General features: G+C 66.6%; 11 protein-coding genes. 8 read left to right on the top strand and 3 right to left on the bottom strand.

The window, feature by feature from the left end; translation table 11 throughout:
- Positions 1–215: 215 nt before the first annotated feature.
- Positions 216–800 (top strand): DUF5134 domain-containing protein, encoded by a 585-nt coding sequence (locus NU1_RS24785; protein WP_067524710.1) that lies wholly within the window; start codon positions 216–218, stop codon positions 798–800.
- A 6-nt stretch (positions 801–806) separates the two neighbouring features.
- Here NU1_RS24785 and NU1_RS24780 read toward each other — a convergent pair whose 3' ends face one another.
- From NU1_RS24780 to NU1_RS24770, 3 genes are read right to left on the bottom strand one after another with little or no spacing between them, the layout of a single operon-like run.
- Positions 807–1,730 carry an NADP-dependent oxidoreductase gene (locus tag NU1_RS24780; RefSeq protein WP_067524762.1) on the bottom strand — a complete coding sequence of 308 codons (924 nt, stop codon included), beginning with the start codon at positions 1,728–1,730 and terminating at the stop codon, positions 807–809.
- Between the two features lie 52 nt (positions 1,731–1,782).
- Positions 1,783–2,793, bottom strand: a complete 1,011-nt coding sequence (locus NU1_RS24775; RefSeq protein WP_157552977.1) for a Gfo/Idh/MocA family protein — start codon at positions 2,791–2,793, stop codon at positions 1,783–1,785.
- Between the two features lie 13 nt (positions 2,794–2,806).
- A complete protein-coding gene (locus tag NU1_RS24770) occupies positions 2,807–3,811 on the bottom strand; it encodes a LacI family DNA-binding transcriptional regulator (protein ID WP_067524756.1) in 1,005 nt (334 codons plus the stop codon).
- Positions 3,812–4,083: 272 nt separating this feature from the next.
- On the opposite strand from NU1_RS24770, the gene NU1_RS24765 reads away from it, so the two are divergent.
- Genes NU1_RS24765 through iolB form a run of 7 tightly spaced genes read left to right on the top strand, consistent with a single transcriptional unit; the run spans position 4,084 to position 10,573 of the window.
- Positions 4,084–4,986: a sugar phosphate isomerase/epimerase family protein gene (locus NU1_RS24765; RefSeq protein WP_067524708.1), complete on the top strand. Its 903-nt coding sequence runs from the start codon at positions 4,084–4,086 to the stop codon at positions 4,984–4,986.
- An 18-nt stretch (positions 4,987–5,004) separates the two neighbouring features.
- Positions 5,005–6,015 carry a sugar ABC transporter substrate-binding protein gene (locus tag NU1_RS24760; RefSeq protein ID WP_084521775.1) on the top strand — a complete coding sequence of 337 codons (1,011 nt, stop codon included), beginning with the start codon at positions 5,005–5,007 and terminating at the stop codon, positions 6,013–6,015.
- A gap of 20 nt (positions 6,016–6,035) precedes the next feature.
- Complete coding sequence (locus tag NU1_RS24755; RefSeq protein WP_067524751.1) at positions 6,036–7,088, top strand: ABC transporter permease; 1,053 nt, start codon at positions 6,036–6,038, stop codon at positions 7,086–7,088.
- Positions 7,085–7,870 (top strand): ATP-binding cassette domain-containing protein, encoded by a 786-nt coding sequence (locus NU1_RS24750; protein WP_067524704.1) that lies wholly within the window; start codon positions 7,085–7,087, stop codon positions 7,868–7,870. Before NU1_RS24755 ends, NU1_RS24750 begins: the two co-directional genes overlap by 4 nt.
- Positions 7,867–8,805, top strand: coding sequence for a 5-dehydro-2-deoxygluconokinase (gene iolC / locus NU1_RS24745; protein ID WP_067524702.1), 939 nt, complete (start codon positions 7,867–7,869; stop codon positions 8,803–8,805). Before NU1_RS24750 ends, iolC begins: the two co-directional genes overlap by 4 nt.
- Positions 8,796–9,689, top strand: coding sequence for a Cgl0159 family (beta/alpha)8-fold protein (locus NU1_RS24740; RefSeq protein ID WP_067524700.1), 894 nt, complete (start codon positions 8,796–8,798; stop codon positions 9,687–9,689). Before iolC ends, NU1_RS24740 begins: the two co-directional genes overlap by 10 nt.
- On the top strand, positions 9,686–10,573 hold the full coding sequence (gene iolB / locus NU1_RS24735) for a 5-deoxy-glucuronate isomerase (RefSeq protein WP_067524698.1): 888 nt from the start codon (positions 9,686–9,688) through the stop codon (positions 10,571–10,573). Before NU1_RS24740 ends, iolB begins: the two co-directional genes overlap by 4 nt.
- Positions 10,574–10,584 lie beyond the last annotated feature (11 nt).

Here is a 10,584-nt window from a genome sequence, read left to right as displayed (position 1 = left end):
ACACCACAGCACCCCCTCCGCCGGGACATGAGATAGCGGTTCTCCGACCCGAGCCGCGCGATGCAACGGCGACCTGCGCACAACCCGACCACGATTCGAACTCAACGCCCTGGCGATCCACCGGACAGGGATGTTCCTGGAATCCCCCCTCCCCGCCCCCACCCGATGCGAGCATGGAACCAGGTCTGTGTCACCGCCCTGGAAGGTCGTGTGGTGTGGCGATATTCGTACAGGATCACGGAGCCCTACGCTGGCTCGCGGTCATAGCGTTCTGCGTCGCGGCCACAATCGTGCTGGGCCGACTGGCTGCCCACCGGACGATCCGGGTCGATCAGGAATCAGACGCGGCACATTTGATGATGTGTCTGGTCATGCTCGCCATGTTGGTTTTCCCGGCGGCAGTCGATCCACGTGCGATGCGCGGCGTACTGACCTCGATGATTGTCGTGTACGTACTGCTCCTCCTCGGCCGAATCATGCAGTGGCGTAGTGAAGAAGCGACGGTTCCCGGAGATCGAGTGATGGCTTTCGCGTATCACGTTGTGGCCGCCGCGGCCATGCTCTACGCGATGAGCGGCCATGGCGGGGACCATCTGCACGTTGGCCCCGCTCCGGGCCCAACGCTCGTCCTAGCCGGGCTGTTCACGTTCGATGCGCTCGCCATGGCCCTCCCCACATCGAGAAGGGCACTGCGGCACGTCTTTCCGCACCCGATCGGCACCGCAACCTCCGCGGCGGTCCTGCCACATGTGGTGATGGACCTCGGTACGGCCTACATGCTCATCGCCGCTGTCGCATGAACTCCGTCAACTGACGTCGAGGACGATTTTGCCTCGGGCGCGGCCCTTCTGGCTCAGGCTCAACGCCTCGGCTGCCTCCGCGAGCGGGAGAACCGTGTCGACCGGAACGGTCAGCTTCCCGGCGTCCGCGAGGTCGGCGAGAGCCGTCAGGTCGGCGGCGTCGGGGCGGACCCACACCACGTGGGCACCCTTGGCACGGGCCTCACCATCGGCGATGGAAGCGACGCGGGTCCGGTCGCGCAGTAGTTCCTGGGAGACGTCGATGACGCCGCTCCCAGCGAAGTCCACTGCCGCATCGACGCCTTCGGGAGCCAACGCGCGCACGCGATCACCGAGACCGTCGCCGTAGGTGACCGGTTCGGCACCGAGCGAACGCAGGAAATCATGATTGCGCTCGCTGGCGGTGCCGATTACTCGCGCACCCTGGGCGACCGCGATCTGCACGGCGAGCGAGCCGACACCGCCGGACGCGCCATGCACCAGCACCGTCTCGCCCGAAGCCAATCCGACGCGCTGCAACGACCGATATGCGGTGAGCCCGGCAAGCGGCAATCCCGCCGCCTGCTGCCAGCTCAGCGATGCGGGCTTGCGGGCCAGGGTCCGGGCCGGCGCGGAGACGAATTCGGCATAGGTCCCGTGCTGCACCTCATCGCGCCGCACATACCCCATCACCTCGTCGCCGACCTGGAATTCGGGGACGTCCTCACCCAGCTTCTCGACCACGCCCGCCACATCCCAGCCCGGAACGAGCGGGAAGTGGACGTACATGATCGGGTCGAGGTATCCGGCGAGCACCTTCCAGTCGACGGGATTGACACCCGCCGCCTTCACTCGGATCAGTACCTGGTCCGGCCCGACCTTGGGTTCGGGGAGTTCGCCCAGTTCGAGGCTGCCGGGATCGCCGTAGCTGTTCGCAATGATCGCCTTCACGGTGTGCCCCAACGCGCGATGAGCGTCGAATAATTCCGTCGGGTGAGTGTGCTCACTGCCGGACCTCCGTCATCGGCACCGGCCGCAGCTCGCGCCGCGACAGTTCACACGCCTCGGCGATATAGAACGCCTCGAGTGCCTCGGTCGGCGGGCAGGGGTTGTCCAGGCTACCGTCGACCACCGCCACGAAAGCGGCGAGCTCCTCGGTGTAGGCGCGCCGGAACCGATCCATGAATCCGGGATACGCGGGCAGCGGTGACGGTGGGTAATCCGGTTCCACCGAGTGCAGCGGCGCTCGTTCATCCAGTCCCACAATGGCATTGCCCGCCGACCCGAGCAGTTCGAGTCGCACGTCGTATCCCGCCCCGTTGTATCGAGTCAGCGACACCGTGGCGAGCGCCCCGTCATCCAAGCGCAGCACCACGGCTGCGGTGTCCACATCACCGGCATCGACGAAGAACCGATCCCCGCGATTGGCACCCACCGCGTACACCTCGGTCACCTCCCGCCCGGTCACCCATCGAATAATGTCGAAATCGTGGACGCCGCAATCACGGAAGATCCCCCCGGAGCGCGGAATGTAATCGGCGGGCGGCGGCGTCGGATCGAGGGTGGTGGCCCGCAAAGTGTGCAGCCACCCGAGTTCCCCGGAGGCGACGGCGCTGCGGGCCGCCCGATACCCGGCGTCGAAGCGCCGCTGAAAACCGATCTGCACCGGTACGGGCGATCCCGTCAGGTGCTCGATCACCGCCAGCGTGCCCGTGATGTCGGCGGCGATCGGCTTCTCACAGAACACCGGAAGCCCACGGTCGACAGCCGCTCGAATGAGTTCCGGATGCGAGTCGGTGGCGGTGGTGACCACCAATCCCGCGATGTCGGCGGCGAGCAGACTCTCGATATCCGGGGCGAACTCGACGCCCAGCTTGCGCGCCGCCTCCCGGGCCCGTTCGGCATCGGCATCGGCCACGATCACCGATTCGACACCCGGAAGCGTTTTCAATGTTTCGGCGTGTGAGGTGCCGATGCGGCCGGTCCCGGCCAGTCCCACTCGGATGGGGGTCATGGTTCTCCTGGTTTCAGCTACGAGGTACGGCCGTCGTAGAGCGGACGACCAGCGAGGGTTCGACGCGAGTGCGCACCGGTTCGGTCCGGCCCTCGCGCAATCGTTCGGCGAGCGCTTCCATCGCCAATCGACCGATCCGGGTGCGTGGTTGGTCGATGGTGGTCAGCGCGACCCGCCGCAGCGCGGCTAGCGAGGTGTTGTCATAGCCGACCACCGACACCTCGTCGGGCACACGCAGTCCGGCTTCCTCCAGCGCCGATATCGCGCCGAAGGCGTTGAAATCGTTACCGCAGACCAGCGCGGTGGGAAAGGTGCTGGGGGAGAAGATATTCAATAGTTTGCGCACCGCCGCCGCACCCGCCGCGTCGGTGTGTTCACTGGGTATCACCATCGGCTCGAGGCCGTGCCGCTCCATAGCGCCGGTATAGCCCTTGCGTCGCGGTCCGGCCGCGAAGGCGGCCCCACCGTCGAAATGCACGATCCGCTGATGCCCCAGCGACGCCAGGTGATCCACCGCCAGCGCCGCACCGGTTTCACCGTCGTCATTGACGGTATCCACGCCCGAAATGCTGGAACTCCGCGATACCAGCACGATCGGACACCGCCCCGCCGCATCCCGAATGGCGGCGGCCGGGAGGACGGGGGAGAGCAGGATGATCCCGCCCGGCCGAAACGACAGCAGACTTTCCAAGGCCGCCCGTTCCCGTACGGCACTGCGCCGCCCGGTATTGAGAATCAGTTCGAGCCCGGCCTCCTGCGAGGCCGCATCCATCCCCTCCACCACATCCGCGAAGAAGGCATTGCGCAGATCCGACACCATCACGCCGACAATGTTGGATGTTCGGCTGGCCAGCGATCGAGCCAGGAAATGCGGTTGGTAGCCAAGCTCTTTGGCGGCTTCGAGGACAGCGCGGCGGCGGTGTTCGCTCACCTTCGGGGAGTCTCGCATGACGAGTGAGACCAAGGCGCGGGAGACGCCCGCTCGGGCGGCAACGTCCTCCATCGTCGGTCGCGTCATCATCCCCTCCGTGCTTGGTTCGGCTGTGAGGCACGTTACTGCTTCGCGACCTGCCAATCAATAGAGCGCTCTAATCGGACGATTTCGTAATGTCCGAAAGATGCAATCGCCCAGGGAAAGGCGGTATTTCAAGGCATTTCGTGATCATCCACGCGGCGGAGGGTTCTTGACACGCACGTGATCCAGATTACATAGTTGGAGCGCTCCAACGCGCCGGGCCGCCACTGCGACGACCGCGACGCGATGACTACGACAGGTCCGAGGAAGTTCCGATGACCGATTCGCTTCACCCGCTGCGCATCGCCGCGGCACCGATCTCCTGGGGCGTCTGCGAAGTGCCCGGTTGGGGGCACGTTCTCGATGCGCCGACCGTCCTCGCCGAAATGGCCGCCCTCGGTATCACCGCGACCGAATTCGGTCCGCCCGACTACCTACCCGCCGATCCGCTCGAGACGCGCGAGATGCTCGCGGAACACGGGCTGACCGCCATCGGCGGATTCCTCGCCCTGGCTCTACACCGGGATACCGATCGGGCGCTGACCATGGCCCGCGAGGTGGCGGCGCGCTATGCGAAGGCCGGCGCCGAGGTGCTGATCCTCGCCGCCGCCACCGGGCTGGACGGTTACGACACCCGCCCGGCGCTCACCGACCCCGAGTGGCGCACCCTCGTCAACACCGCCGCGGCCATCGCGGCCATTGCCGCCGAGTACGGCCTGCGCACCACCCTGCATCCGCACGTCGGCACCCACGTGGAGTCCGAACCGGAGGTCGAACGCTTCCTCGCCGACTCCGATCTCACCCTCTGCCTCGATACCGGCCACCTGCTCATCGGCGGCACCGATCCGGTTCGCCTGGCGAAAAGCCATCCCGACCGCATCGGCCACCTTCACCTCAAGGATGTCCGACGTGAACTCGCCGACCAAGTTCGCAGCGGCACACTGGAATACAGCGAAGCCGTACGGCAGGGCCTGTACGTTGCCCTGGGCGAAGGCGATGTCGATATCGACACGCTGGTCCGCGATATCCACCGCGCCGGGTACCGCGGCTGGTATGTGATCGAGCAGGACACGGCGCTGCGGCCGGGCGATACCGCGAGGACGCCGAGCCGTGACGCCGAACGCAGCCTGCGGTACCTGGCGGCCATCGGCTCCGCCCTATCTGCCGCACGGATATAGGTGGAAATGAGGACGACGATGTCTGCAGCACTTCGATCGCGGCCGACCGGAGCACGCCGCATGCGCTGGCGCTGGCTGCCCCTATCGGCGGCGGCGGTGGCGGTACTCGCCGCGTGCACCGGCCCCGGCGCGCAGAATACGGAGAGCACCCGGGCGCCCGTCGAGGTGGGCACCCTCGAATCGGTCGCCTTCGTCACGCACGGCTCACCCGGCGACGCCTTCTGGAACGTCGTGAAGAATGGTGCGGAGGCCGCGGGCGACAAGCTCGGCGTACGAGTCGGATACAACTCCTCCGGCGATCCGAGCCAGCAGGCCAAGCTCATCGACAACGCGGTCGCGCAGCGTGTGGACGGCCTGGTGGTGTCCATGGCGAATCCGGACGCACTGCGGGAATCCGTCGAGAAGGCTGTGGCGGCGGGCATTCCGGTGGTGACCATCAATTCCGGAGAGGCCGAGAGCGCCACCTATGGTGCCATCGGTCATGTCGGGCAGAGCGAACGTCTCGCCGGTGAGTCCGCTGGCACTCGTCTGAAGGATGCCGGAAAGACCAAGATGCTGTGCGTCATTCACGAGGCGGGCAATATCGGCGCGAACGAGCGTTGTGCCGGCGCCACCCAGGGCTTCGGCAATGCCGCGACCCTACAGGTGGATATCAATAACCCGACCGACGCGCAGGCCCGGATCCGGGGTGCGCTGGAGGCCGACCGTTCCATCGATGCGGTGCTGACCCTGAACTCGCAGATCGCCGCGCGCGCGGTCGACGCCGTACGGGAGGCGCGATCGAATGCCGCGATAGCCACCTTCGACCTCAATGCCGATGTGGTGGAAGCGATTACGGCGGGAAGCCTGCTGTTCGCCGTCGATCAGCAGCAGTACACGCAGGGCTACCTACCGGTGGTAATGCTGCAGCTGTACAGGTCGAACCTCAATTCCGTCGGCGGTGGACGTCCGGTGCAGACGGGTCCGGCCTTCGTGGACAAGACCAATGTCGACGCCATTGGCGGCCTCGTCGCCCAGGGCACGCGGTGAGTTCGGGTCAGGAGAATGAAATGACTGTTGTGACAAAGGAACCCACGCCACCCGCGAGTCAGCCGGAATACCTGCCGTCGCTGCGACAGCGGCTCATCGTCCGCCCCGAGCTCGGCGCGGCAATCGGTGCGCTGGTGGTATTCGTCTTCTTCTCGACGATTACCAACGAGTTCCTGAGCCCCGCCGGTGTGGCGAACTGGCTCGATGACGCCTCCACACTGGGCATTATGGCCATCGCGGTGGCGCTGCTCATGATCGGCGGCGAATTCGACCTGTCCGCCGGTGTGATGACGGCGTCGACGGCACTGGTCACCGCCCTGCTGGCGGTCCAGCTCGGCTGGAACGTCTGGTTCGCGCTCGCCGCGTCGCTGGTCTTCGCATTGGCGGTGGGCGCGCTCAACGGCTGGGTCGTCATGCGCACCGGGTTGCCGAGCTTCATCGTCACCCTCGGCACCTTCCTGGCACTGCAGGGCCTGAATCTCGGTGTGACGCGGCTGGTCACCGGCACCGTGCAGGTGTCGGGTATGCGCAGTGCCGACGGGTACGAGTCCGCCGGTTGGGTTTTCGCCTCCACCACCGATATCGGTGACGCCCACATCCAAGCGTCGGTGATCTGGTGGATCGTGCTCACCGCCATCGCCGCACTCGTATTGATGCGCACCAGGTTCGGCAACTGGGTTTTCGCGGTCGGCGGATCGATGCCCAGTGCCCGCGCCGTCGGCGTCCCGGCCATGCGCACCAAGATCCTGCTGTTCATGACCACCGCGTTCGCCGCCTGGGTGGTGGGTGCGTGCACGCTGCTGCGCTTCACCAGTGTGCAGGCGAATCAGGGTGTGGGACTGGAGTTTCAGTACATTATCGCCGCGGTGGTGGGCGGTTGCCTGCTGACCGGCGGCTTCGGCTCGGTGGTGGGCGCGGCCATCGGTGCACTCATCTTCGGTATGGCCCGCCAGGGCATTGTCTACGCCAATTGGAACAGCGACTGGTTCATGTTGTTCCTCGGCATCCTGCTGCTGGCAGCCGTACTCGTCAATAACGCGTTCAAGAAGCAGGCGGAAAGGGTACGCCGATGACCACCCCACTGATCGAAGCCGTCGACCTCGGTAAGAGCTACGGCGGCGTCGTCGCCCTGCGCGATGTGTCCACCGTGGTGCGTGGTGGGGAGGTCACCTGCGTTCTCGGCGACAACGGCGCGGGCAAATCCACCCTCATCAAAATTCTGGCCGGAGTTCATCAGCACGACACCGGCGAGCTGCGCATCGAGGGGGAGTCGGTCCGATTCGCCTCTCCGCGTGAGGCTTTGGACCGAGGGATCGCGACCGTGTACCAAGATCTCGCCGTGGTGCCGCTGATGAGCGTGTGGCGCAATTTCGTCCTCGGTTCCGAGCCCACGCGGCGGTACGGGCCGCTGCGGCTGCTGGACCGGAACAGGGCGCGCGAGATCACCCGAAAAGCCCTCGACGATATGGGAATCGACATTCGAGACCTGGAACAGCCGGTGGGCACACTGTCCGGCGGTCAGCGACAGTGTGTCGCCATCGCCCGCGCCGTGCACTACGGGGCGAAGGTGCTCATTCTCGACGAGCCCACCGCCGCACTCGGGGTAAAGCAGGCGGGGATCGTGCTGCGATATGTGGTGCAGGCGCGCGACCGGGGCCTGGGGGTAGTGCTCATTACGCACAACCCGCACCACGCCTATCCGGTGGGCAATCGCTTCCTGCTGCTCAAACGCGGTGCGATGCTCGGAGCCTACGACAAATCCGAAATCGACGTCTCGGAGCTCACCAGGCAGATGTCGGGCGGTGCGGAACTCGAAGCGCTGCAACACGAATTGGATCGGGTGGTGTCCCCGTGACCGGGCTGGAGGTGCTCACCGTCGGACGGGTCGGCGTCGACCTGTATCCGGAGCAGAGCGGGGTACCCCTCGCCGAGGTGCGCACCTTCGCAAAATTCCTCGGCGGTACGGCCACCAATGTGGCGGTCGCGGCGTCACGGCTGGGTCGCCGGGCGGCGGTGCTCACCAAGGTGGGGCCGGACGGATTCGGCGACTACGTGCGCACCGCGCTGGAAGGATTCGGCGTATCGGCGCGCTACGTGTCGACCGCGCCCGAGCTGCTCACCCCCGTGGTGTTCTGCGAACTGAATCCACCCGCCGACCCACCGCTGCTGTTCTATCGGGCACCCATCGCACCGGATCTGACGCTGACCGAGGATGAGATCCCCTGGGAGGTGGTGGATTCCGTTCCGGTGCTCTGGGTCACCGGCACCGGCGTCAGTGCCGAGCCGGGGCGCTCGACGCAGCGCGAGGTACTGCGCCGACGTGCGCGGCGCGGTCACACCGTGCTCGATCTCGACTACCGGCCCATGTTCTGGCCCGACGAATCCACCGCCCGGACCGAAATCGAGTGGATGCTCGATCACGTGAATGTGGTGGTGGGCAATCGCACCGAGGTCCGGGTGGCGGTCGGCACCGATGATCCGGACGCGGCGGCGGATCGACTGCTGGCGCGCGGGGTACGGCTGGCGGTGATCAAACGCGGGGCCGAGGGCGTCCTGGTCGCCACCGAATCCGAGCGCTCCACGGTGCCGCCGTGCCGGGTCGAGGTCGTCTGCGGCCTCGGGGCGGGCGACGGATTCGGGGGAGCACTGGTCCACGGACTGCTCGCGGGCTGGGAGCCGCATCGAATCGCCACCTACGCCAATGCCGCGGGAGCACTGGTGGCGTCGCGGCTGGCCTGTGCCGACGCCATGCCCACCGCCGCCGAAATCGAGGAGTTGCTGTGCACCTGACCGACGAGCGCTGGCAGCAACTATTGCGCGTGCGCGCCACCGAACCCGAAGCGGTGCAACGCGCCTACGCCGACCGACGTCGCCGACCGCAGCTGCTCTCGGAACGCGGCACGCTGTTCCTGGTGGCGGCGGATCATCCCGCGCGCGGTGCCCTCGGCGTCGGCCCGGACAGCACCGCCATGGCCGACCGTCGCACGCTCCTGGAACGGCTGCTCATCGCCTTGGAGCATCCGGCGGTGGACGGCGTGCTCGGTTCCCCCGACATTGTCGAGGAACTGCTCCTCCTCGACGCCCTGCACGACAAGATCGTCGTCGGCTCCATGAATCGTGGCGGCCTGGCCGGGGCCGAATGGGAGATCGACGACCGCTTCACCGGCTACGACGCCGAATCCTTGGTCAAATTCGGGCTCGATGGCGGCAAAATGCTACTGCGCCTGGTGGATTCGGATTGGGGCACCGCGCCGACGCTGCACGCGTGCGCTCGCGCGGTGTCCTCGCTGGCGGCACACGGGCTGATGGCCATGGTGGAACCGCTGCCCTATCAGCGCGACGATGCCGGTTCCCTGGTGATGTGCAAGGATGCGGCGTCGCTGCAGCGCGCCATTACGGTGGCGGCCGCGCTGGGTATCACCTCCGCGCACACCTGGCTGAAAATTCCAGCGCCCGAAGATATTTCGGTGCTGGAGGCGACGACGCTGCCGGTGGTGGTGCTCGGTGGTGTGCCGTCCGGTGACCCGGCCGCCGATCTCGCCTCGTGGGGTACGGCGCTGTGCCACGAGGTGGTGCGTGGGCTGGTGGTCGGGCGAACGCTGCTCTACCCGCCCGACGGTGATGTGGCCGCCGCCGTGGATGCCGCCGCGAGGACATTGGAGGCGGCGCGATGAAACTGCATCGTCGGGCCGGAAGCCTCGGCACGGGAAGCGATCCCGTCCTGCTCACGCCGCAGACGGCGGGCTGGAACTACACCGGACTGCGGGTGCTGCGCCTCGTGCCAGGGGAAACCCGCACGCTGCGCACCGATGAGTTCGAGGCCTTCGTGCTGCCCTTGGCGGGGTCCTGCACCGTGCGGGTCGATGGGCAGACCTTCGAATTGGACGGCCGGGACTCGGTATTCACCCGGGTCACCGACTTCGTCTACGTGCCGCGTGACGCCGAGGTGGAACTGTCCACCACCGCGGGGCTGGAAGTCGCCCTGCCCATGGCTCGCTGCACTCGACGGCTCACACCGAAATATGGTCCCGCCGAGGATATTCCGGTCGAGGTGCGCGGCGCGGGTAGCGCCACCCGGCAGGTCACCAACTTCGGATCGCCCGGCGTCTGGGAGCATGCCGACAAACTCAATGCCTGCGAACTGATCACCCCGGACGGCAACTGGTCCTCCTACCCACCGCACAAGCACGACGAGGCCAGCGACTGTGAGGTGGTGAACGAGGAGATCTACTACTTCCGCATTGCCGGACGTGACGGCCGCACACCCGCGCCCGAGGGTTTCGGTATGCACCGCACCTACACGGCCGACGGCACCCTGGATGAGAACGTGGTCGTCCGCGACGGTGATGTTTTCCTGGTGCCGCACGGATATCACGGGCCTTGTATCGCCGCGCCGGGGTACCCGATGTACTACCTGAATGTGCTGGCCGGACCGGCACCGGAGCGTTCGATGGCCTTTTGCGACGATCCCGCCCACTCCTGGGTGCGGACCGAATGGCCCGACCAGCCGGCCGATCCACGCTGCCCGGTTACCGACCACAAGGGACGAATCAGATAGGGCGGTCCGCA

Origin of the sequence: Nocardia uniformis NBRC 13702 (assembly GCF_001613345.1) — a bacterium.
Lineage (GTDB): Bacteria > Actinomycetota > Actinomycetes > Mycobacteriales > Mycobacteriaceae > Nocardia > Nocardia uniformis.
Note: the sequence above shows the minus strand (reverse complement) of the source record. Positions and strands in the feature narration are given on the sequence as shown.